General features: G+C 49.1%; 22 protein-coding genes. 4 read left to right on the top strand and 18 right to left on the bottom strand.

The window, feature by feature from the left end; translation table 11 throughout:
* Positions 1-170 precede the first annotated feature (170 nt).
* Entirely contained in the window at positions 171-1,913 is a 1,743-nt protein-coding gene (locus AXG56_RS02580) for a solute:sodium symporter family transporter (RefSeq protein ID WP_035388472.1), read from the bottom strand.
* 382 nt (positions 1,914-2,295) lie between these two features.
* Between AXG56_RS02580 and AXG56_RS02575 the strand changes: the two genes are divergently transcribed.
* The gene (locus AXG56_RS02575; protein WP_008637402.1) at positions 2,296-2,595 is read left to right on the top strand and encodes a hypothetical protein; all 300 of its coding nucleotides are present in this window, start codon (positions 2,296-2,298) and stop codon (positions 2,593-2,595) included.
* Positions 2,596-2,792: 197 nt separating this feature from the next.
* Here AXG56_RS02575 and AXG56_RS02570 read toward each other — a convergent pair whose 3' ends face one another.
* From AXG56_RS02570 to qoxA, 5 genes are read right to left on the bottom strand one after another with little or no spacing between them, the layout of a single operon-like run.
* On the bottom strand, positions 2,793-3,020 hold the full coding sequence (locus AXG56_RS02570; protein ID WP_008637400.1) for a hypothetical protein: 228 nt from the start codon (positions 3,018-3,020) through the stop codon (positions 2,793-2,795).
* A 24-nt stretch (positions 3,021-3,044) separates the two neighbouring features.
* The gene (qoxD, locus tag AXG56_RS02565) at positions 3,045-3,431 is read right to left on the bottom strand and encodes a cytochrome aa3 quinol oxidase subunit IV (protein ID WP_008637398.1); all 387 of its coding nucleotides are present in this window, start codon (positions 3,429-3,431) and stop codon (positions 3,045-3,047) included.
* Positions 3,432-4,037: a cytochrome aa3 quinol oxidase subunit III gene (qoxC, locus tag AXG56_RS02560; protein WP_008637396.1), complete on the bottom strand. Its 606-nt coding sequence runs from the start codon at positions 4,035-4,037 to the stop codon at positions 3,432-3,434.
* A 1-nt stretch (position 4,038) separates the two neighbouring features.
* On the bottom strand, positions 4,039-5,979 hold the full coding sequence (gene qoxB / locus AXG56_RS02555; RefSeq protein WP_062513115.1) for a cytochrome aa3 quinol oxidase subunit I: 1,941 nt from the start codon (positions 5,977-5,979) through the stop codon (positions 4,039-4,041).
* 18 nt (positions 5,980-5,997) lie between these two features.
* Positions 5,998-6,942 carry a cytochrome aa3 quinol oxidase subunit II gene (gene qoxA, locus AXG56_RS02550; RefSeq protein WP_008637393.1) on the bottom strand — a complete coding sequence of 315 codons (945 nt, stop codon included), beginning with the start codon at positions 6,940-6,942 and terminating at the stop codon, positions 5,998-6,000.
* 300 nt (positions 6,943-7,242) lie between these two features.
* Here qoxA and AXG56_RS02545 point away from each other — a divergent pair, with 300 nt between their 5' ends.
* Entirely contained in the window at positions 7,243-7,842 is a 600-nt protein-coding gene (locus AXG56_RS02545; RefSeq protein ID WP_062513113.1) for a YgjP-like metallopeptidase domain-containing protein, read from the top strand.
* 54 nt (positions 7,843-7,896) lie between these two features.
* On the opposite strand, the gene zupT is transcribed toward AXG56_RS02545, so the two are convergent.
* Complete coding sequence (gene zupT, locus AXG56_RS02540) at positions 7,897-8,706, bottom strand: zinc transporter ZupT (protein WP_062513111.1); 810 nt, start codon at positions 8,704-8,706, stop codon at positions 7,897-7,899.
* A 224-nt stretch (positions 8,707-8,930) separates the two neighbouring features.
* A complete protein-coding gene (locus AXG56_RS02535) occupies positions 8,931-9,566 on the bottom strand; it encodes an SIMPL domain-containing protein (protein WP_062513108.1) in 636 nt (211 codons plus the stop codon).
* 122 nt (positions 9,567-9,688) lie between these two features.
* Here AXG56_RS02535 and AXG56_RS02530 point away from each other — a divergent pair, with 122 nt between their 5' ends.
* Complete coding sequence (locus tag AXG56_RS02530; RefSeq protein WP_062513106.1) at positions 9,689-11,158, top strand: flavin monoamine oxidase family protein; 1,470 nt, start codon at positions 9,689-9,691, stop codon at positions 11,156-11,158.
* A gap of 444 nt (positions 11,159-11,602) precedes the next feature.
* On the opposite strand, the gene AXG56_RS02525 is transcribed toward AXG56_RS02530, so the two are convergent.
* Positions 11,603-12,805, bottom strand: coding sequence for a S1C family serine protease (locus AXG56_RS02525; protein ID WP_062513105.1), 1,203 nt, complete (start codon positions 12,803-12,805; stop codon positions 11,603-11,605).
* Positions 12,806-12,816: 11 nt separating this feature from the next.
* Positions 12,817-13,986: an FxLYD domain-containing protein gene (locus AXG56_RS02520; protein ID WP_008637384.1), complete on the bottom strand. Its 1,170-nt coding sequence runs from the start codon at positions 13,984-13,986 to the stop codon at positions 12,817-12,819.
* 706 nt (positions 13,987-14,692) lie between these two features.
* On the opposite strand from AXG56_RS02520, the gene AXG56_RS02515 reads away from it, so the two are divergent.
* A complete protein-coding gene (locus AXG56_RS02515) occupies positions 14,693-15,931 on the top strand; it encodes a YeeE/YedE family protein (RefSeq protein ID WP_062513103.1) in 1,239 nt (412 codons plus the stop codon).
* 250 nt (positions 15,932-16,181) lie between these two features.
* On the opposite strand, the gene AXG56_RS19860 is transcribed toward AXG56_RS02515, so the two are convergent.
* The 8 genes from AXG56_RS19860 to AXG56_RS02480 all read right to left on the bottom strand — a co-directional run bounded on the left by AXG56_RS19860 (position 16,182) and on the right by AXG56_RS02480 (position 23,168).
* A complete protein-coding gene (locus AXG56_RS19860) occupies positions 16,182-16,253 on the bottom strand; it encodes a putative holin-like toxin (RefSeq protein WP_369815263.1) in 72 nt (23 codons plus the stop codon).
* 214 nt (positions 16,254-16,467) lie between these two features.
* Positions 16,468-16,863 carry a secondary thiamine-phosphate synthase enzyme YjbQ gene (locus AXG56_RS02510; RefSeq protein ID WP_008637381.1) on the bottom strand — a complete coding sequence of 132 codons (396 nt, stop codon included), beginning with the start codon at positions 16,861-16,863 and terminating at the stop codon, positions 16,468-16,470.
* Between the two features lie 5 nt (positions 16,864-16,868).
* The gene (dapF, locus tag AXG56_RS02505) at positions 16,869-17,837 is read right to left on the bottom strand and encodes a diaminopimelate epimerase (RefSeq protein ID WP_026578487.1); all 969 of its coding nucleotides are present in this window, start codon (positions 17,835-17,837) and stop codon (positions 16,869-16,871) included.
* 45 nt (positions 17,838-17,882) lie between these two features.
* Entirely contained in the window at positions 17,883-19,910 is a 2,028-nt protein-coding gene (locus AXG56_RS02500; protein WP_008637379.1) for an iron ABC transporter permease, read from the bottom strand.
* An 18-nt stretch (positions 19,911-19,928) separates the two neighbouring features.
* Entirely contained in the window at positions 19,929-20,921 is a 993-nt protein-coding gene (locus tag AXG56_RS02495) for an ABC transporter substrate-binding protein (RefSeq protein WP_039871412.1), read from the bottom strand.
* Positions 20,922-21,013: 92 nt separating this feature from the next.
* Positions 21,014-21,838 (bottom strand): helix-turn-helix domain-containing protein, encoded by an 825-nt coding sequence (locus AXG56_RS02490; RefSeq protein ID WP_062513101.1) that lies wholly within the window; start codon positions 21,836-21,838, stop codon positions 21,014-21,016.
* 152 nt (positions 21,839-21,990) lie between these two features.
* The gene (locus AXG56_RS02485; protein WP_062513099.1) at positions 21,991-22,491 is read right to left on the bottom strand and encodes a GNAT family N-acetyltransferase; all 501 of its coding nucleotides are present in this window, start codon (positions 22,489-22,491) and stop codon (positions 21,991-21,993) included.
* A gap of 11 nt (positions 22,492-22,502) precedes the next feature.
* Entirely contained in the window at positions 22,503-23,168 is a 666-nt protein-coding gene (locus tag AXG56_RS02480; protein ID WP_062513096.1) for an HAD family hydrolase, read from the bottom strand.
* Positions 23,169-23,179 lie beyond the last annotated feature (11 nt).

The following is a 23,179-nucleotide window of genomic DNA, read 5'->3' as shown; positions in this document are numbered from 1 at the left end:
ATTCCCGGCAGCTTCTCGCTTCATTTTCTTCGAAATAAGCACACAATACACGTCCAACAGCAGGTATATCCTTCGACTACTGCTTCATACCGCTCTTGTTTTGTCATGTATGATCCTCCTCATCCACAACTTTATTTATATAATTTCCTTCCTCTACTTTCATTAAACGCTCATTTATGCAGCTGGGTCACTTTCGGAGAAATAGGACCTGCTTTCACTCTTTCTCTCCGCGTTTCCGTTCGCTTGAAGAACCAGAAGACGGCTCCAAGCAGCGCGAGTGATCCGATCATGAAGACGACGGACAGCGGCGAGTAGCCACCTGCAGATTCTGCGATTCCGATCGGAGAGAAGAAGACATACATCGCGATCATCAAACTAATGGTGAAAATGGTGAAGGCCTTCGCGTGTTTCCAAGGGGTCAAGTCCACTTTTCCTGCATCGAGAAGAACATAAGGTGTGATGCGCGGTTTCAGTTTTCCTACCAGCACCATAATAAAGATGTTCAGCGGGAACAGGATCGCGAGGACATAAAGGAAGTTGACATGCCCGAGAAAAACCTTACTCAACGAATAGGCGATCAAGTGAACAATGATCGTAATCTTCGGTGCACTGGCCGGCACATATTTGCTGAAGAAGCCGACGAGGACCATGGCAATGATCGGCAGGTTATAGAATCCGAACATCTCCTGTAAGTAACTGTACAGTCCGGAGGGTGCAAATATGATAAATGGTGCGACGAGCACGGAAACGAGAGCCAGTGCTCCTGCGAAGAAGCGTCCCGCTTTAACAAGCTCCCTCTCGGATGCTTCCGGTTTAAAAATCGGTTGATATATATCAAGCGTGAATAACGTAATCGAACTGTTCAAGGCAGCATTGAACGAGCTTAAGATTGCTCCGAACAAAACGGCAGCTAGAAATCCTGACAGTGCAAGCGGCAGGACATCACTGACGAGTGTCGGATAAGCCATATCCCCTGTAGGAAGAGTATTTCCGTAAAGGAAAGAGGCGATGATTCCCGGCAGGACGAGGAAGAATACCCCGAATATCTTGAATAAACCTGCGAACAAGACTCCCTTTTGCCCTTCAGCCAGATTCTTCGCAGCGAAGGTCCGCTGGATGATGGACTGGTTCGTACACCAGTAAAAAAGATTGTTGAACAAGAGTCCTGTCAACAGCACCGTCCAGGGTACCGAGGATTCATGATTACCAATTGCGTTCAGCTTAGCGGGATTCTTATCGATCAATTCTTTAAAGCCGCCGACAAGATCTCCTCCGCCGATCGCCACAAGCGCAAGGATCGGAATCAAGAGACCGCCGATTATGAGACCGATCCCATTGATGGTATCACTGATTGCACAAGCCCGTAGTCCTCCGAAGATTACATAACCGCAGCCGATGATGCCGATTGCTGCCGCCACGATGGAAACAGTCATGATCTGACTCGTACCTGCAATGCTTGATAAAGAGAAAATGCTGTCCAGCACCAACGCTCCAGAATAAAGGACCGTCGGTAAATAGGCGACCGCATAACCAAGAAGGAAAAGGACAGAAACGATCTGTCTCGTTTTTCTGTCATACCGCTGCTCAAGGAAATCAGGAATGGTCGTGATGCCGGACTTCAAATACCTTGGAAGAAATACGAACGCCATCAGGATGAGCACCAGTGGACTCGTCACTTCCCAGCCCATGACTGCCATGGTCTCTGAAAATCCCTGTCCGTTCAAACCGACAAGCTGCTCCGTCGAAAGATTGGTTAATATTAAAGACCCTGCGATGACGACGCCCGTCAGGCTGCGCCCTCCCAGAAAATATCCATCTGAACTGGAAAGATTCGTTTTCCGCGTTTTGAACCACGAATACCAGGCGACGAATATGGTGTAAAAAAGAAAGCTGAAGATGATGATGCCTATCATATGAAATCCTCCCTAAGTTATGTAGTGAAAAGATGACAAGAACGAAATGTTAAATCCTCCCTGTTTTTTTCACTTAACTCAGAGATACCCCGGCGAAAAAAAGCCAAAACTAAAGTAAGCGATTGCAATGTTATTTTTCTAAAAAACCATCAAATCATACGGAAGGACCCCGCCCTTTTTTTGGAGGATATTTCTGCCTTCAGACACTTTTTATTCCTAAATATGAACAAGCTCAAAGCCTGTATTATCAAGGGTCACAGCAATAAGCAAGCCTATTTTTAAATAAATTTCGAACATTTTGTGTCCAAAATAAGAAATTTCTGTTACAATGAATACAAAGAAACCGTTTACACAAACTAGTGTAACAAAGGAGATGAATATAATGGGTGTAGCATCCATGTTCTTGTTGTTGGCGACAGTGACTCCGATTTTGTTTCTGATGATGAAGAAACCTGCTTTTGCGATCGTTCATTCTGTCTTGCTTATGGGCATGTGGGTCTATTACTTCCAAGTACTCCTTTATACAACACCTACCGCATTCTCACCGACATGGACGATGTTCTACCTCGCCCTCATCGGTACACATATCGGATGGGTGATGTTCTTCATAGCAACCGTCAAAGAAGGCCCGATCTACAAACAAGCACTTCAAGAGAAAATCGAAGCGCCGGACAAAATATAATTCAGCGAAGTGAAAAGACCCCTTACCGCCTGCCGGTAAGGGGTCTTTTCTGGGAGAAAAAGAAAAGCGAATTAAAGTTGGAAGAGGAAAGCTGCAAGAAGACTGCCTGACGCGCGCAAAAAGCGATCTTTTTTTGCAGCACGCCCCTCCTCATAAAAAAAAGCCTCTTCCTTACTATTAAGGAAGAGGCCTTTCTGTTATTGATCCTCGATCGGCTGCGCTTTGAACAGCTGAATCATCGCCTGAACAAAAGCGACACCGCTCAGGATATAGAGAACGAAAGTCGGTTCATAATGAGAATACATCGCACCTGTAAGAGAGAAAGCCGCCAATACGACACATAGAACAAACCCGATCATATGCTTCCACTGCAAGCCTCCGATCATTGGTGCCTGCTCATTGTCCATCTGCTGTTTCTGTTCCATTACTTTCTCCCCCTGTTTGATGTATTAATGCCCGCTGTGTTCTCCACTGTCCATATTCATTTCCTCGTGATTCATGTTTTCCATGTCCCCGTGGTCTCCGTGTTCCCCGTGTTGGAACCCGAAGGACATCGTGAATAAGGAACCTGCTACGAGAATCGCAGCAAGAGCGAAACCGTGGAACATCATATTCCATGGAACATGACCGCCACCGCTGCCCTTTTCTGTGATGTGCATGAACATGAACAACTGAACACCAGCCTGAAGCAGCGCCAGAATCAGAATACCTGAAATGATCACTGCAACTGGAAGGTCGGAATTGATTGCTGCCCAAGCAGCGACAAGCGTCATAACGACGGATAACAAGAATCCTATTACGTGACTAGTCGGTACTTTCTTTGACGTATCTGCCATCTAGACCACCATCCCTATCAGATAGACAGCTGTGAAGATGAAGATCCACACAACGTCCAGGAAGTGCCAGTACAAACTGACGATAAAGAATTTTCGACTTGTCTTAGTTGTAAGTCCGCGTTTTCTTAGTTGAATCAGAAGTCCGATCGCCCATCCGATACCAAGGGTTACGTGAAGCCCGTGGGTTCCGGCAAGGACGAAGAATGCTGACCAGAAGGCAGCCGACTGCAGTGTCGCGCCTTCGTGCGTATAATGGAAGAACTCGAAGATTTCGAATCCAAGGAATCCTAAACCAAGGGCAAGCGTTATGATCATCCATAACGTCATGCCTTTGACATTCCCTTTACGCATTTGGTGAATCGCAAGTCCACACGTGAAACTACTCACCAAAAGCAGGAACGTCATGATTAACACGATGCCTGGCTCGAACAACTCACCAGGTGTCGGTGCATCAGCTGTACGGCCGAATAGGACGGCATACGTTGCGAACAGCGTAGAGAAAAGTACGACTTCGGCTCCAAGGAAAATCCAAAATCCGAGAATACTCATCTGTCCTTCTTGCGTCCGGTATTCTAATGGACCTGTTTTCAATTCTTCTGCAGCCATATCATAACCCCCTCGCTTTTCGCTCGATGCTTTTCACTTCATCGACGCTTACATAGTAACCGTCATCGTAGTCGAAGGAACGGATGATCATCATGATCACACCACCAACAAGACCGAAGATCGCCACAGGCATCCACTCGAAGACGAGACCGAAGCTTCCGATGAACAGGAATGTCATCATGATGATCGGCTGCCCGGTGTAACTCGGCATGTGGATCGGCTTCAATTTCGATTCGTCGAATGTCGTTTGACCTTCTTCTCTCATGCGCTCATACGGGTCGATACGATCGACGTATGGTACGGTAGCAAAGTTATAGAACGGTACCGGAGTTGTCGTAGACCACTCAAGCGTACGTCCATGGCCCCAGGAGTCGCCGTTTGTTTCACGTTCTGCATAGCGGTAGCTGTAGTAAACGTTGTAAACGAAGACGATGAAACCAAGTCCCATTCCAAATGCACCGACAGTAGAGATGACGTTCAATGGAAGCCACTCGACTACGTTTGTGATGAACAAACGACGAGGCATTCCATCCAAACCTAGGAAATACTGCGGGAAGAAGCAGACATGGAAGCCGGCAAAGAACAACCAGAATGCCCATTTCCCAAGACGTTCGTTCATCTTATGACCGAACATCTTCGGATACCAGTAAGTCAAACCTGCGAAACAACCGAAGACTGTTCCGGCGATCAGCACGTAGTGGAAGTGCGCGATCAGGAAGTAAGAGTTATGGAACTGGTAGTCCGCTGCTGCCATACCGAGCATAACCCCTGTCACCCCGCCGAGTACGAAACTCGGAATGAAGGATAGAGACCAAAGCATCGGTACGGTAATTTCGATTTTCGACTTGTACAATGTCGCAAGCCAGTTAAAGATTTTAACCCCTGTTGGTACAGCGATCAACATCGTCGATACAGAGAAGACGGAGTTTACGAACGCGCCTGCTCCCATCGTGAAGAAGTGGTGTACCCAAACAAGGAAACTTAGTAGTGCAATAATGATCATGGACCAAACCATGGCGTTGTAACCGAACAAACGTTTCTTCGCGAAAGCCGCAATGACTTCGGAGAAGATACCGAATGCCGGCAGAATAACGATGTAAACCTCAGGGTGTCCCCACATCCAGAATAAGTTCGCCCACATCATCGGCAGTCCTTCTCCGGTCAGTGTGAAGAACTGAGCACCGAAGACACGGTCGATTGTAAGCAGCGCAAGCGCTACTGTAAGGATTGGGAATGCGAACACGATGATGAAACATGTAACCAATGTCGACCAAGTGAAGATCGGCATATGGAACAGTTTCATACCAGGGGCACGCATCTTAAGGATGGTTACCATCAAGTTGATTCCGGTACCCAATGTACCGATACCCGAGAGCTGTAAGCCCATCAAGTAGAAGTTCTGACCCGGTCCTGGACTCATTGCCGCACCTGCAAGCGGTGTGTAACTTGTCCAACCAGCGTCCGGTGATCCCCCGATGACGAAGGAAATGTTAAATAGAATAGCTCCGAATGCAAACGACCAGAAGCTGACAGCGTTCAAATAAGGGAACGCAAAGTCACGTGCTCCGATTTGCAATGGAACGATAATGTTCATCAAACCGATAAGGAACGGCATCGCCATGAAGATGATCATGATCGTACCGTGTGTCGTAAAGATTTCATTATAGTGTTGGGAATCTAGGAATCCAAGCCCTGGAAAAGCAAGCTGGATCCTCATCATTAAGGCGTCGACACCACCACGGAATAACATGAGCAGTGCAGCCAGGATGTACATGATTCCGATTTTCTTATGGTCGACGGTAGTCAACCATTCACGCCAAAGCCAGCCCCATTTCTTGAAATACGTCAATACGAAGACGATTGCGATCGAAACGAGTGCAATCGACACCATAGCGCCGTAAATAAGCGGTTCGCCGGTGACTAATATATCAGTAATGTGCATGTCCTCTCACCTGCTTTCTTAATCGAATGTTTCTTGTGTTTCAACCTCGTCGTTACCTAAGTGCAGCTTCTCTCCATAAAGATCGAAGTATCTGTCAACGACGTAAGACGCTCCTTCATGTGTACCGTGATCAACAAATTCCAAGTGCGTAGAGGAATAAGATGATTTGTCTGTCAGACCAGGTTTGACCAAATCATTGTATTGATCCTGTGTAAGTTCCGGAGACTCGTTCTGGATATCGCTGACCCAGCTGTTAAAGTTCTCTTCGCTTTCCGCATGAACTTTGAACGTCTGTGCTGCGAAACCTTCTCCGTTGAAGTTGGAGTTACGACCATCGTAGACCCCTTCTTCATCTGCCTGAAGATAAAGCTTCGTCATCATTCCTGCCATGTTGTACTTCTGACCACCGAGTGCCGGGATCCAAAGTGCGGACATGGAGTCTGCGGATGTCAATCGGAATTCGATCGGACGATCCGTCGGAATGTGTAAGTAGTTCACTGTTTCAATGTCCTGTTCCGGATAACTGAAGAACCATTTCCAATCCGCTGCTGTCGCATAAACGACCAGAGGTTCTTTCGCCTCTTCTCCTGCAGCAGGTTCTGGAGGTTTCTCCAGGTCGAACAATGTAGTGACCGTCGGGATCGATAGTAATGTAACGATAATGATCGGAATAACTGTCCAAACAACTTCAATAGCTGTGTTACCGTGAAGGTTCGGAGCATAGTCCTTATCGCCTCGACCAGGACGATCGCGGTACTTGATGACCATATACGCAAATAGTGCAAAAACAACCACGACAATTCCAAGCATGAACCATAAGGAATATACGATTAGATCTTTCTGGCTTTCCGCCACTGGACCTTTCGGGTTAAGCACAGTCATTTGCCCACAGCCGCTCAGGAACAATACCAGGCTTAGTGGAAGTAGTCCTAGCCATCTAGAACGCAGATGTTTAGCTTTCATTTGTTTTAACCCTCCTATCAGACTATTATTTATAAGTACAAGAATGAGACATCTATGACTCTCATCCATACTACTAGGGCTTGAATGATTATATCAGATTTTGTAGAATTTCACCTCCCTTTCACAAATATTTCACATTAACAGGCGCATCTTTGTTAACTTTTTGTTACAATCAAGCGTTTACATGCTATTTACTTCCATTTATTAATAAATTTGTAACACTTTTATCTCAATCTTGGACTTTTGACGGAATCTTCCGTCTCCATTAAACTGGTTAATAGAATAAAGGAGAGAATACTCATGCAGACCATCGTATATGATGACAAGGAAATACACTATGACCTACATAAAAAACCGGATGTCCCGTTTATCAAAATTTATATGGACGATTTGAACGGCGTACAGGTGACGGCTTCTTCTAATAAAGACGAAACACGGATCCGCGCTTTCGTCGAGAAGAAAGCCGGCTGGATCATCGATCGTTGGTGCGGCACCCATGAAGACTTATACATCCTGGATACGATCGATTTTAAGGAAAAGGAACAGCGGATCCCTTACCTTGGCCGCTCCTATAAGCTGAAGATTCATCCGGAAACAGACTCGACCGAGGCTTCCTTCGCCTTCCGTAAAGGAGGGTTCGCCTTCCATTTCCCACAGGAGTGGAACGAAGAGAAGCGTCAGGAAGCGTGGCGGGAGCAGACAAAGGCATGGTTTAAACAAAAGGCTGCCGATAAGCTCGCCTCCCTTGCAGAGGAAACCTCTGTATCCATCGAAGAGGACCACATCCGCTTGGGACGTAAGCATAAGGACGGCATTCAATTGAACTGGCGGCTCGTCCATCGGCCGAAAGAAACGACTGCCCGGACCATCCAGGATCTGATCGAAGAAAAAGCATACTGACATGAAAAATCCCCTCCACCTGAATAGTGGAAGGGATTTTTCTATGAGTAAAATTCAGATGAATAGCAACAAGCTGAGTGCCATCACAGCCATACCGGCTACGACACCATAAATGGATAAGTGTGCTTCCCCGTACCGTCTCGAAGCCGGAAGCAGTTCATCAAGGGAAATGAAGACCATGATTCCGGCAACACCGGCGAACAACACTCCGAACATGACATCATTCAGAAACGGCATCAGAATGAGGAACGCGAGAATGGCACCAAGCGGTTCGGATAACCCGCTCAAGAAGGAAAGCTTGAACGCCTTCTTCTTATCTCCTGTAGCAAAGTACACCGGTACGGATACAGCGATCCCCTCCGGGATGTTGTGGATCGCTATGGCTGCGGCAATCGCAATCCCAAGCGTCGGATCATTAAGCGCAGCTGTGAACGTGGCAATCCCTTCCGGAAAGTTGTGAATCGCTATAGCAAGTGCCGTGAAGGTCCCCATCTTCAGAAGAGCCGGGTCATGGACAGCGGAAGCACCGCCGCTCTTCATATCTTCGACTTTCTTCACTTCGTGCGGATTTCCGGCTTTCGGAATCAAGCGGTCAATCAGAGCAATGATGAGCATTCCGCCGAAGAAGGCACCGACCGTCGACCACTTCCCAGGGACTTCACCGAGCGCACTGGTCAGCGAATCCTGTGCTTTAAAGAAAATTTCCACCATCGACACATAGATCATCACCCCTGCCGAGAACCCGAGTGCCAGCGATAGGAACCTTGTGTTTGTCGTGGAAGTGAAAAAGGCGAGCACGCTGCCGATCCCGGTCGCCAATCCTGCAAATAATGTGAGCCCGAAGGCTAATAATACATTTTCCATACTACCTCTCCTTCTATCTCGTACTATCTAATCGACATTTTACTCGAAGTTTTTCCTTAGTGCAACTTTTTTTGTTTCAGTTATATTTTATGCGCCTATGTAAAAAACGTACCTTTTCCTCGAAAAAATTATCTTGTTTCTTTTCAACCTTCTGCATAGATTGTCCTTTTTCAGAATCTGCTATGTCCGCTGTACGCAAAAAAACCCACAGGCACCTGTGGGGATCAAGGCAAATATTGAAACCACACATCCACGGCTGCGGATGTTTCGATCGTTCCCGGCTGAATCGGTGTGGCGGAACCTTGGAGCATCTGCGTCTTCTGGAACGGCTGCACGGGCTCGGTTCCACTCCTGATTTCCGTCATACGGACCGGTGTCGGGTCAAGCTGCACAGCCATCGCCTCTGCCATTGTCCCGGCATGGGTAACGGCACCGGCCAGGGCTTTAGTCAATGCCTGTTGATAAGCCTGTTCCGGATTCCTGATGGTGAATGTGATGCTGGAAACACGGTTGGCCCCATTGGCGACAGCGGTATCGATTAAATAACCGGTCTGTTCCACCTGGTCGATCGTAATTTGAAGGAGATGGGTCACCTGATACCCCCGAAAGACCTGGCTCCCGTCCACGTAGTCATATTCCGGAAATATCGTATATTGCGATGTTTGGACCGCTTCTTCCGGAACACCCGCCTGCATCAGCTGCCGCTTCACTCTCTCCGTGACAGCGGCATTTTCTTTCTGTGCCTGCTCCAGGCTCTCTTTCTCTGTCACGACACCGACCTCTAATACGGCTCTGTCCGGAATGACGTCGACTGTCCCGCTTCCGGTCACCTTCATGATTCGCCCTTCTCCATGCCTCATGTTCCATTCCTCCCCTTTTTTTCATTCGATGTCGCGGCTTTACGGATTATGCCTGGAAAAGGGAACAAAATCTCATAATGGACGGCATTCAATTGGAATATATAGTAAGAGGGGGTGTTTTCATGCACACGAGGAAACCTGAAGAACTGTCCTACCCGGAAGATTTCCTGAACATCATCCGGCAGGGACTTCCGTCCGCGGAAAACAAAAAGAAGGTCATCATCATCGGTGGAGGGATGGCCGGGCTCGTAGCTGCGGCGCTGCTGAAGAGTGCCTCCCATGACGTGACGATCCTGGAAGGGAACAATCGGCTGGGAGGACGTGTTCATACTGTCAGGGAGCCGTTTTCGCAAGGGAACTACCTCGACGTCGGTGCCATGCGCATCCCTTCCAATCATCTGCTCGTGCAGGAATATATCAAAGGGTTCGGGCTTCCAACCCAGCCGTTCGCCAATACAAGAGACACCGATGTTCTGATGGTGAATGGGAAGAAAGTATACAAGAAAGCGTATGAAGAAAACCCGGATATCCTCGACTATCCTGTCAATGAAGAGGAAAAAGGAAAAACCGCACAGGAATTGTTTGTGGAAGCTGTCGGGACCTTTTTTTCGATATATGAGAACAGCACGGAGGAAGAACAGGAGAAGCTGCGCAAACAATTCTCCTCCTATTCGATGGGAAAATACCTGCGTGAGAATCCTCTCGGCCCGTCGCTCTCTTCAGACGCCGTCCGCAAAATTAAAGTGCTGCTCGGAATTGAAGGGTTTCCGGAATTTGCGTTTCTCGACATCTTGACCGACATCACCTATCCGATCTTCAACGAAGGGACGACGTTCGTCGAAATCGAAGGCGGCAACGACCGCCTTCCTTATTCCTTCTATCCATACCTCGCATCCGACATTCATTTGAACCAGCGTGTAGAGCGGATTGTCCAGTTCCCGGATAAAGTGAACGTCTATACCGTTGATACACAAACGAACGCCCAAAGGGTTTGGGAGGGAGATTACGTCTTGACGACCATCCCTTTCACCACCTTCCAATTCGTCGATGTGTATCCTCATGACTCGATCTCCTTCAAGAAAAGGGAGGCCATTCAGGAAATCATCAACGTCCCGGCTGTCAAAATCGGAATGGAGTTCAGCCGTCCGTTCTGGGAAGAGTATCCCATCGGCAACGTCACCTCCGACCTGCCCATCCGGTTTATGTATCTACCTAGCCACGGGCAGGGAAAAGATGGGCCTGCCGTCCTTCTGGCTAGTTATTCATGGGGACAAAATGCCATGCTCTGGAACAGTTTGACGAAAGACCAGATTGTCAAAGAGGTGCTGGAGAACCTTTATTTGATCTATGGTCCTGTCGTCTATGAAACCTACATGCAGACCGTCGTTTACAACTGGACCAGGAACCCATTCTCCGCCGGATGTTTCACCTTATTCACCCCCGGACAAAGCCGTGACCTCGGAGACGTGATCACCAAGCCGGAGGGCCGGATCCACTTCGCCGGCGAGCACACCTCCTCCTTCCACGGCTGGATCGAAGGGGCGGTGGAATCAGGCATCCGCGCCGCGAATGAAATCCATCATCGTTCCTGATGCCTGAAAAAGATTGCGGCGTATCAGGGACCTTTCAACGAAGAAAATCCATCCTATGTAGATAAAACAATTAAAAGTTTTCTCTAACGGGAAGGCTTTTTTCAGGCTATCAAGAAAAGCGCTTGGGACAGTAACTGGAGGTAACACATTTATCTAATGAAACGAGCTAGAAAGAATATCTTACCTCCAGTCCCCGTCCTATTCCCATTAAAGAATTGCCACTTATTGTGGAAGGCTCCGTTTCGATATATTTGGAGTTAGTACCGTTTCAAGATAACTATTCCCGTACATGAAAACAAGATTCCATGTAGGTTTCAACACTTGGAAATAATATTCTCTCCGTTATCTAATTCCAGGTAGGATACAGATAAAGATACTTCGGTGGTGCTCCATTAGAATGCTGTTGCATAATAAAAAACCTCTCCCAAACGGGAGAGGTTTTTTTTACGCTGCTTCTTCTTTATCTGGTTCGCCATCTTTTTTCTCTTTAGAATCTTCTGCTTCTTCGTCTTCCGCCTTCAGCTCCTGCACGCTGCCTTCGCCGATTTTAACAGCGCGATTTTCCGATACGACAGGGTAGACGACTTTATATTTTTTCGTCACTACATCTCCGTCGACTGTCTCCTCCGTTGTCAGGAAGGCTGTCACTTCCACGGAACCCTCTTTCGGATCAGCGACGACGTTGTCCACTTGAACGTTCAGGATGTCATGGTATGTGGAACGAAACTCCTCAAAGGATGCTTTCTCCTGCCAGCTGCTGCTTAACAGAGAAAAAGCGGTTACGAAATCGCCTTGATTGATGCTGTCATAGAAATATTGGACGAGGTAACTCGCCTGTTCCGCATCCGTGCCGGTGACAGGGGAAGGGGTCTGGTCACTGAATTCCGGAAATTCCGGCAGGGACTTCATCGGAGACTCACTCCAGCGCTCGACCATAGGCAGTACGTCCGCAATCGGGATACTGAAGCCGATTGTTTCTTCATCCAGCTTTGCTGAATTGATGCCGATGACGTCACCCGTCGTCCTGTCCAACAGCGGACCACCGCTGTTCCCTCTTTCGATCGGTGCAGAGATCTGATACATGTTCTCATAGCGGAACGGGTCGATGTCGAGGGTACGATCCAGCCCGCTGATTTCTCCGCGCGTCACGGTATTCTGCAACCCAAGCGGGCTTCCGAGAGCCAGCACCTCATCCAACAGTTTAGCAGAGTCTTCCCTGCGAATCGGAAGCGGCTCTTTCCCTTTCAATCCCGGAACACGGACAACCGCGATATCCGTATCTCTGCTGATGCCGATCACTTCCCCGGGCATGCTCTTCGAGTCGGCGGTTATAACACTCACATCTTTCGCATTGGCGACGACGTGGGCGTTAGTCAGAATGTCTCCTTTATCGTTGTAAAGGAAACCGGACCCGATCGTCCCGTCCTCCAATTCTACCTGGACGACAAGCTTTTGTGATTCGAATATAATTTGCTGCGTATCTTTCGGTACCTGCGTTTTCTCTGCATCTTCTTCCGGGGGCGCACTAAGCACAGCCTGCACAGTCATTTGTCCAGGCACAGATTTCATGATGTAGAAAACGCCCGCAGCGCCGCCCCCTATCAATATGAGGGAAACAGCGATGCTGATGATCCATGCGCGATTCATCTGCTATCCTCCTATTCTACCATCCATTCCATCTCTGTCATGTTGACAGAGTATTCGCCTTCTTCAAGCTCGTAATATACCTTTTCGAAGCTGCCTTTTGTACCCGGATTTATATACGTCGGATACACTTTCGCAGATTCAGAACGGACGACTTTCCCGTCTTTATCGAGAATGTCATACTTTACCGTAACGGTACTGATGATCTGGGTGGCCACACTCTCCAGCTGGCCTTTCACCTTGTAATCCCCGAACTCATCCTTTGTAATGTCGAAGCTCAACACTTTCAACGCTTCCGTCTGGTTGACGAGTTCATCTTCCGCCGCCTGCTGCATCGCCTGCTCCAACCGTTGCTGCTCTGCCTGCTCGAAGGCCTCTTTCTCCTTCTGGATCCGTTCCTTCAGCTGGATCAGCTGGTCATCATTGGACACATACTGCAACCCCTGGTCGATCAATGCAATCGCTTCGGTGTACTGCTTTTCTTTCATGGCGGCTTCCGCTTCTTTGGTCGATCGGTTAACGATCTTCTCGAAGATTTTCTCTCTCACCTTTGCCGTCTCTTCCAAATTCAAATCCGACAGCGTATTCAATTTAGCCGCCAGCTCATCGACGCTGGAAAGCTTCGCCAGTTCCTTATTTACTTCCTGAAGCGTAATGGTGGAATTCAATTCATTTAATCTCGGTACAAGGGTAAGGATGACCCTGCTCTGGTTTTGTTGGATCTTCTCCTGGATCGCAGAGAGCCTCTCCTTCGCTTTCGCCAGGTCTTCCTTCTCTATCTGCTTCTCCGCTTCCGTTAACTTCTTATCGAGACCTACGGCTACCTGTACTTCCTTCAGTTCTGCTTTCAACGATTCATTACCCGGACGCTGATCGATCGCTTTCGAGAGCAGCGTTTCCGCCTGACGATACTCCCCGTCCATTGCAACATTCTCGGCCTTCTTCTTCCATGCGGCCACCTCTTCATTCACATGCTTTTCCTGCTCATATACAAAATAAAGGGCTACCCCAATCACGACCAGAACAACCGCTGGTGTGACAACGGGCAACCACGATCTCTTCTTATTTTTGTTAGAATTATTTATTAGTTGAGACTCCCCGTCTTGATTCAACGCAGCTCCGCAGTGGGAGCAGTACCGGGAGTTTTCCGTCATTTCCTGTTTACATTGAGGACATTCTTTCACAGTCCCGTCCTCCTCCTCTATCAATCTTACATAATAATGGAACGAGTTCCATGCTAACAAACATTATAGCACGCCTGTATACAGTTCTGTAAACGTTCTTTAGGCCTTTTTTTCAAGGTAGAAAGTAATTTTTTTCACAAAAAGCGGGAAAAGCGAACACCCCTCTGACCTGCGGCCTGCATACAATGGATTATCTCAATGTTGAGAGGAGGGATTCTATATGGGAAGCCGCGGAAATCAACAAAGTCAGCCGAAAAGAAAACCCTGCTGTGGACGTAAGCCGAAAGGAAACTCACGCTAAGCGCTCCTCCCTTCGGGCAGTCGTGCCCTACAAAGAACGCAAGCCCTGCATTCATAAAGAATACAGGGCTTTCTTACATATATTTGTTACACGGGGGAGGTGCGCCGGATGTATGCCAAGAGGTTCTTCGAATTGCATTCAAGTGAACGACGAAAAACCGACGAGTGACATAAGAGCGAACGACGACAGGTATAAGACATCCCTCCCATTATTATTAACAAAGCCTGTCTACACTTCCATTCTACCATTCTGCGGGACGGCCGAATGTAAAATCCTTGTAAATCAGGTACTTGTCCCCTCTGTACAACCAATGTATGCATGTTTGTTTACAAAAAGAACACCATCCCTTAAAATGAGAAAAAGTTAATACCGAGTAAACAAATGAGTATTAGGAGGTTTTTATAGATGCAGCAAGAAGCTGTCCACCAAGACAACAGACGTACGACCGTCGTCGCTCCGCTTGATCCAGTGCAGAAACCGTTCGTATGGATCGGCGTCATCGTATCCATTATTCTGCTGATTGCTATCACAGCGGCCACGACTATGACACAAGGGGTGCTTTTCCTCATCGGAATCGCGCTCGGACTCGTGCTGCTCCATGCACGTTTCGGTTTCACATCGGCCTTCCGCAGACTCGCTTCTGTCGGAAATGTACAGGGGCTGCAGGCACATATGCTGATGCTCGCCGTAGCTACAACACTTTTCGCCATCATTCTCTCTACCGGCTTCAGTTTCACAGGGACGACCCCGCAAGGATATGTATCCCCCGTCGGGATCAGCGTCATCTTCGGTTCGTTCCTTTTCGGAATCGGGATGCAGCTTGGATCCGGCTGTGCGTCCGGAACGTTATATACGGTCGGAGGCGGGAAATCGTCCATGATTCTGACGCTGCTCGGTTTCATTGCCGGTTCCGTTCTAGGTGCCTATCACATCGGTTTCTGGCGGGAAACACCATCCCTTCCGGCGATTTCCCTCGCGGAATCAACCGGCTTCGGTTATTTTGGCGGTTGGGTGCTGCAGATGCTTATTTTCCTAGGGATTTACGGCGCGACCGTTAAAATCGCCAAAAAGAAGAACCCACCGAAAATGGCGCCGCTGAAGACAACGACAGGCTTTAAGAAATTATGGCGCGGGGCATGGCCGCTGCTCGTCGCTGCCGTACTGCTTGCCCTGCTCAACGCACTCACACTGACGGTACGCGGCAATCCTTGGGGCATCACCTCCGCTTTCGCGCTGTGGGGTTCCAAATTCATCCAGATGTTCGGCGTGGACGTCGCAAGCTGGACGTACTGGGCGGATAACCCTGCACCACTGAACCAATCTGTCCTTGCCGATTCCACAAGTGTCATGAACTTCGGCATCATCCTTGGCGCGTTCATCGCAGCGAGCTTCCAAGGTAACTTCAAACCAGGTAAAATCAAGCCCGGTATTGCGACGGCTTCCATCTTCGGAGGCATCGCTATGGGCTACGGCGCACGCCTTGCCTTCGGTTGTAACATCGGTGCTTACTTCGGAGGAATCGCCTCCTTCAGTCTGCATGGATGGGTATGGATGATCATGGCTCTGCTTGGTACGTACCTGGCGCTGTTCATCCGACCGATGTTCGGATTGAAGAATCCGAGTCCGAAAGATTCCATCTGCTGATCGGACAGTCCTATAAAAGAACGAACGCATCCTTTCCTGCATAGGAATAGGATGCGTTCGTTTTATTTTCAAAAAGGAAAAAAGCGCCCTTTTATTGAGAAATGTGGTATGATAATGGTAGATAAAGGGTACACATGAAGAAAGAGGCCGCAGCTGGCACTGCGACCTCCCCGGATAGCTGTCGTCCAAAAGGGGCGCAGCCTACATGAAGAAAAATAGACTCACCCGCATTCACGTCAGAATAGGGAGTCTATTTTTTTATGCGAAAAATCGCTACGACTAAACCGAGGATCGATACAGTAAGGGAACTGAAGGCGATCATCACCATCAACGATTCATACATACTCAGAGGCATCACCCCCTCCAGCCTTCGACATGGGGATTAGCCGACACCCTATTCAGTTGGAACGAACAACTACCCTATACAAATTATACCATGTTCACCCGCCAAGAAAGACAGGTTTTTCGACCTATCCTTAGTCCCCACCTGTCCCGCTTTTTCCACAAAAAAAAGAGGCGTCATCCGCCTCTTTTCCCTATAACAGCTTCGCTACGAATTTCCGTTGTCTCGGACCGTCGAACTCACAGAAATACAAGCCCTGCCACGTCCCGAGTACAAGCCGCCCGCCGTCAATGATCAGCGTTTGGGCATGACCGATGGTGCTCACCTTCATGTGAGAAGCCGTGTTTCCCTCCATATGCCGGTCCTCGGGATGTTCCCAGGGATACACTTCACGGAAACGACGGAGCATATCCGTCTTCACATCCGGGTCGGCATTTTCGTTGACGGTAAGTCCCGCCGTCGTGTGAAGGGAGGAAACGACGACGATGCCGTCCTTCACTCCCTGTTCCTGAATCCAATCTTCCACTTGAGCCGTCACATCGATCATTTGATCGTGATGATCGGTTTTTACATGGAACGTCTTCATCACAGCAATCAGCCTCCAATTTCAGAAGCAGCGAAAGCTTCCAGTTTTTCGTACAACGCATTCTCTTCTTCAAAATATTCCTTCTCGGAAACGGTGAACGCAGCTGATTGTAAATCCACCTCGACAGCCGCTTCGTACACATTCGTTCCATTCCCGCGCAGCTGGATGGAGAAACGCCCTTCCTTCTTCTCCACGACGCAGTTGACCATTCCGCCTTTGTTAATGACGACAATCGGCGTATCAAGATCGTTCGGTCCAAGGATGGTCGACACCAGAGAAGAAGCGGACATGGCTGTTCCACAGGCATTCGTCAAGCCGACACCACGCTCATAGGTACGAACGAATATTTTGTTCTTCTCAAGCACCTGAACAAAGCTTACGTTTACCCCGTTCGGAAATACCTCCGGAAGATCATTCGCCTTCCTACCAACCGCCAGGATTTCTTCCTCCTCCACACGGTCGACAAGGGTTACAATATGCGGATTCGGGACGCTCAAAGCAGTGAACGTGCGAATATCCGAAAGCTCCGGAATCTTTATATCCACCGCTTCCGATCCTTCTGTGCGTATCGGCAGGCTGGCCGGATCAAAGGAAACCGGTTCGATCATAACGGAATACGTATCGATATCCGGGTAGATTTCTTTGACTTTCCTGACAGGAAGAACGGCTTTCTCTGTTTCAATAGCGATATCCTCGCGGCCGATCTTGTCGATCATATGACGGGCGACACATCGGAGACCGTTGCCGCACATCTCTGCTTCTGTTCCGTCTGAGTTGAACATCCGCATCCGTCCTTCTGCTTTCTTACTCGGCAGGACGAACAGAATTCCGTCAGAGCCGATCCCACGCTCGCGGTCGCATAAAAGCAAAGACAGCTCTCTTCTATCGTCCTCTGTGAATGCAAAGTCATGTTCTATTTCATCGATCAGGATAAAATCGTTTCCCGACCCGTGGCATTTAATGAATGGAATGCGCATGTTGGTTCTCTCCCCTGTTGTTTTTTTCCTATCATAGCATATTTGTTAAGCGGTGCGGCGTTTCATCAACCATAGAAAATAAGGTGCCCCGATCAGAGCGACGAGAATGCCGGACGGAATCTCATTCGGCGCAAGAAGCGTCCGGCTGAAAAGATCCGCAATGACAAGCAGAGCGCCGCCAATGAGCATCGTCACCGGCAGCAGCTTTTGGTTGACGCTGCCGACAAGCAGGCGTGCTACATGTGGTGCAATCAGTCCGACGAAGCCGATGGCACCGACAGCTGCGACGCTCGAGGCCGCAAGCAGTGTCGCAATGAAAGCCATTTGAAAGCGGATCGAGCGGACATGCAGCCCGAGGCCTTTTGCCGTATCATCGCCAAGCGCCAGCACATCGAGCGTTTTCATATAGAAAAGGAGCAGCGGCACGAACAGGAGTACCGGCCAGATCAAGTACTGAATCAAGTCCGACCACCCTTTTGCATAGGTCGTTCCGGACAGCCACGTCAAGGCGGAGGCGACACCCAGATCCGCCTGCACGACAAGGATTTGGATCAGGGCCGAACCGAATGCGGACATCCCGATACCGAGAAGAGCGAGCACCGTCGGCTGAAACTCCGCCTTCGCACCGAGCGTCATGACAATTAAGAAGAAAACAAAGGCACCGACCATCGCTCCGACTGGAATCCAAATGGCCGACACGCTGAACACATACATCGTGAACAGGGCACCGACGCCGGCGCCGGAAGTAATCCCGATGACAGACGGGTCCGCAAGAGGATTCCGCATCACCCCTTGAAAAATGAGCCCGCTGACCGCAAGCACCGCGCCGCTGAAGAGAGCGACAAGTGCCCGGGGCAGCCTTAAATCAATGATGAGGCTCTGCAGGAACGTATTCCCTTCTCCGAAGAACGCCTGATAAGTGACGAGCGGTTCGAAGCCGTAGTTCCCGGAAGCGAGGCTGACGAGCACGGTCAGAAGAATGACGATGACGAGGACAGGGAGCATTTTCTTCAGCGGCCATTTAACCGAGTGTTTCCCGGCAAGCAGCGCTCCCGTCTCCTGTTTATTTCCGGACTGCTTCATACGCAGGACAAGCCAGATCAGCCACGGCGACCCGATCAACGCCGTAATGGCACCGACAGGAAGTTCATTGAAGGATGGATCGATGACGCGTGCAAGCACATCGGCAAGCAGCAGCACATTCGCTCCCCATAGAAACGAACCGAGCAGCAGGAGCACATGTGAACGATAGCCGAGCAGCTTGATCAGATGCGGAGCTACGAGGCCGACGAATCCGATCGGACCGACGATGCTGACCGTTACACTAGTCAAAAGAACTGCAGCGAGTACTGTAACCAACTTCACCGTCCGCACATTTTGTCCAAGGGCTGTCGCCACATCGTCCCCCAGGGTGAGCGTGTCGAGCTTCCCGGCAAACACTAAAGCAGCAGTCAGGCCGAAGGCAATCAGCGGCAGGGAAAAGCGGACGCCGCTCCAGTCATTTTGGATCAGCGTACCGGACCCCCACAAGAACAGCCCCTGTGTTTCGTTCTCGAAGAAGATTTGCAGGACAGAAGTCAGGGAGGAGAACAGGAACGTGACAATCATTCCGGCGAGAACCATTCGGACCGGCGTCGCATCGCTGCCGCCAGACAGCACGTACACGAACAGGAAAGTAAGGATTCCGCCGAGGAAAGCCGTCAGAATTCCATTCCCGAACATGACAGACGGGAAGAAGATCGTGGAGACGACGACAGCGAAATACGTACCGGAATGGATACCAAGCGTACTTGCAGAAGACAGCGGATTTTTCGTAACCGTCTGGAGGATCACTCCGGACACAGCAAGTGCTCCGCCCGCAAGTATCCCCATCACCGCCCGCGGCATCCGAAGCGTACGGACGGTATGATGCTCAAGCGTATCCTCCGGACGGAAGACCGCATCGATCACTGTTGATAAGGGAATCGAAACATTCCCTTGATTGATATGTATAAATGTTAAAAGACACAACAGCGCGGTCCCACCTCCGAAGGTGAGGACCGCAACTATTGTGTTCTTAAGCTTAGCGTTCATCCGTAATCACGCCCTTTTCTACTCTTCCAGAGCGGCATCCGCTACCTGCTCAGCGAGTACCTCTGCGGACAATGGTCCACCGAACGTCCACGCATCACCGGGTAGTTGATACGTCCGGTCTTCTTTAACGAAGCCGAGACCGTCCCATACCGGGTTTCCTTCCAGCTGGTTCGTGAAGATATTGTCTTCTTCCTGCACGATATAGAAGAAGTTCGAATCCTGATAGTTTTGCAAGGCTTCAACCGTTGTTTCCGTGTAGCCGTAAACTTCCAGATTCTCCGATTCGTAATCGTTCTTCATGCCCATCTGGTTCATAATTTGAGCGGCCATCGAGTTGTCTGTGAACAAGCGGAGTGTCGGTGTGTTTTGAGCGGTGAATGCCTGAGTCAGCACATAATTCATCCCATCCTTGCCGCTATCCTCGAGACGCTTGGCCTGTTCCTCAAATGTCTGTTCCATGTCCTGGATGACTTCATCCGCTTTATCTTCTTTATCCAGGATTTTAGCCATGGCTGCAAATTCATCCTTCATGTTCTGGAACTGATCTTTGGAGGCTTCTTCAGAATATGGAGCGAACAATACCGTCGGAGCAATCTTCTCCAAATCCTCTTTGATCGCTTCATGACGGAAATCGACCCCGATGATCAAATCAGGGTTCAAGCGGGAGATCGCCTCGAGGTTCGGTTCCTGGCGCGTACCGACGTCTTCGACGGAGTCACTGAAAGGGATACCGACATTGACCCAGTCCCCGTAATCACTCAATCCGGCTACACCGACAGGCTCCATGCCGAGCGCCTGCATATTTTCTGCATACGTCCACTCGAGAACGACGACTTTCTCAGGTGTTCCTTCGATCGTCTTCTCCCCTGTAGCATCTTCAATCGTTACGGAGCGGGAATCGGTTCCTTCTCCGCTTTGACTATCCGAGCTGTCTTCGCTTTCTTCCTGACCACCACAGGCAGCAAGCAGCACCAACCCTAACATTAACGCAAACAACCAAACTTTCTTCACGTTCAACACCCTTTCGAATTATGTAAATGATAAAGATTCTCATTCTCATAACATCTATCATAATCTATGCTCAATTTTCTGTCAATAACCTTTCACACGCTTTCATTCACTTGGAGCCAGTCATAATAAAGGAGGGATTCCTGCCGCTGAAAAGCCTCTTTCCTTGCCTGTATTTCAAACGTCCGCACAAGCCCCCCGTAATAATAGCGCAGCAGCTCTGTCCGTATTCTTCCCTTTTTCCACGCGTACACGCCCTGTTTGAAAGTTTGGATGTACAAGTCTTCATAAGCTTCCAACGGCATCATTAAATCTGACTGTTTATAGGCATTTTCTACTGTGCGCCATGCATCAAGGATCTTATCTGTCTGTAAAAAGGGTATTGTTGTTTGAATGAAGCGATTCGGTATGAAAGAGGGAAGGTAGGATGCGTCGTGGGGTACTGATTTACTAAGAGAAGCTTTTCTTTGTTTCTCCTTTGTTTCCGGTTGGGAAAATGATGCTTCCGAGCAGAGTTGGAAAGGTTTCTCTGATTTTTGAGGGGTGTCAGGAAGGGTGTCGCGAGGGGTGTCATCAACGGGAAGGGAACCCGTGTCCTGTGGAAGGAAAACGATCAGGTTCACGCCCTGCCGACCGTTCGGTTTCGTCGTCCTTACTTTTTCAATCAGGCCTTCCTGGACGAGCCGCCGGAGTGCCCTTACGACTGTGCTCTCACTCAGGCCTGTGCTTTTTACGACGGTCTGCCTTTTAGGGAAAGCGACGCCTGGAAACTTCACGGCGTGCCGCCAAAGGAACGTAAGCACCTCAAGCGTCCCCTCCGACAAAGCGGCCTTTCTTCTATACAAGAAGCTTCTTACGTGCTTGTCCAACTCCGCCTTCGATTGAAATGTTTGATACTTGCGGACCCAGTTCATCATCATTCGTCATTCCTCCGATTTAAGTGTTCTATCCTAATAATCGAAAGAAGGACTAAGGGAGGTGTCTATAAAATGAAAAAATCCGCATAAAAGTATGCGGATCCTGCGTTTATAGAAAAAGCGTGGCCCGGAAATGAACACGACCCTACCTGTACTCACGCTTCCAGCTGCCAATACCATTCCCCGTCCGACTCGCCGGTCCGCTGGAATCCAGCTTTCTCAAGCACTCGGATCGATGCTTGATTGCCGGTCGAGCATGATGCCGTGATTTTCTTTACACCCGGCTGCTTTAACCCCCAGCGGACGATCGACGACGCCATCTCCGAAGCATAGCCGTTTCCGCGATATTCTGGAAGGATGCTGTAGCCGATGTCCATTTCCCCATTCTCATCGGGGCCGCCTTTGAAGCCCATATCTCCGATGATTGTGTTCGATTCTGTATGAATGATGAGACCTTCCCATAGATTCTCTTCCGGATGTTCGTGAAATCGTTCGATTTTGTACGGCAGCATCTGCTTGTACAATTCCATCGGATAATTCTCCGGAACCTCACAGCCCGATGCTTCCTTAAGCCGGGTGTTACTCTCAAGAGCAGCCTTCATCATATCCAATGTAAAAACCATCATCGTCAATCGTTCCGTTTGGTATTGATCCATTTGTCCCCCTCCTATTCCACGCTTACCGTCTGCATAACGACGGGCAGCAGATCCTGTAAGTCATTAATGATGTAATCCGCTTCGGCAAGTTCTTCTTCCTTGGCAAAGTCAAAACGGCAGCCGACAGAAACCAACCCGTTTGTCTCTGCCGCCCGTATATCGGAGAGACGATCACCGACGACTACTGCGTCCTTTAAATCGTATTTGTTCACGATTTCCTTTACCAGGTCTGCCTTATCGAGAGAATCGATTTGTTCAATGCTGAACGTCTCCGTCACCCATTCATCCAAACTGTAACAGCGAACAATTGCCTGAAGGTAGTCGATCAGACCGTTGCTGGCTATGAATAAACGGCAGCCTTTCTCCTTCAGCAAACGCAGCGTCTCTCCAGCATGAGGGTAAAGGGCCCCGTTCCCTTCTTTGATGTGGTGAAGGAGCCTGGCAAGAAAGAAAGCATCCGTCAAACGTCTGTCCTCTTCGGAATGATCCGGCATCAGGGCTTTCCATACTTCCGGAAGCGGCACACCCATGATTTCCCGATACAGCTCAATCGGTGTTTGTCCTTCCCATTTTCCGGAATTCCTCAAGTAGTCGAAAGCATCATCCAGTGCTGATTCCAATACCAGATTCGTTTGAAACAAGGTTCCATCCATGTCAAAAATCACGGCTTTTTCCATTTTCTAATCCC

The organism is Halobacillus sp. KGW1 (assembly GCF_001592845.1).
Lineage (GTDB): Bacteria > Bacillota > Bacilli > Bacillales > Halobacillaceae > Halobacillus.
This window is presented reverse-complemented; position numbering and strand designations above follow the sequence as displayed.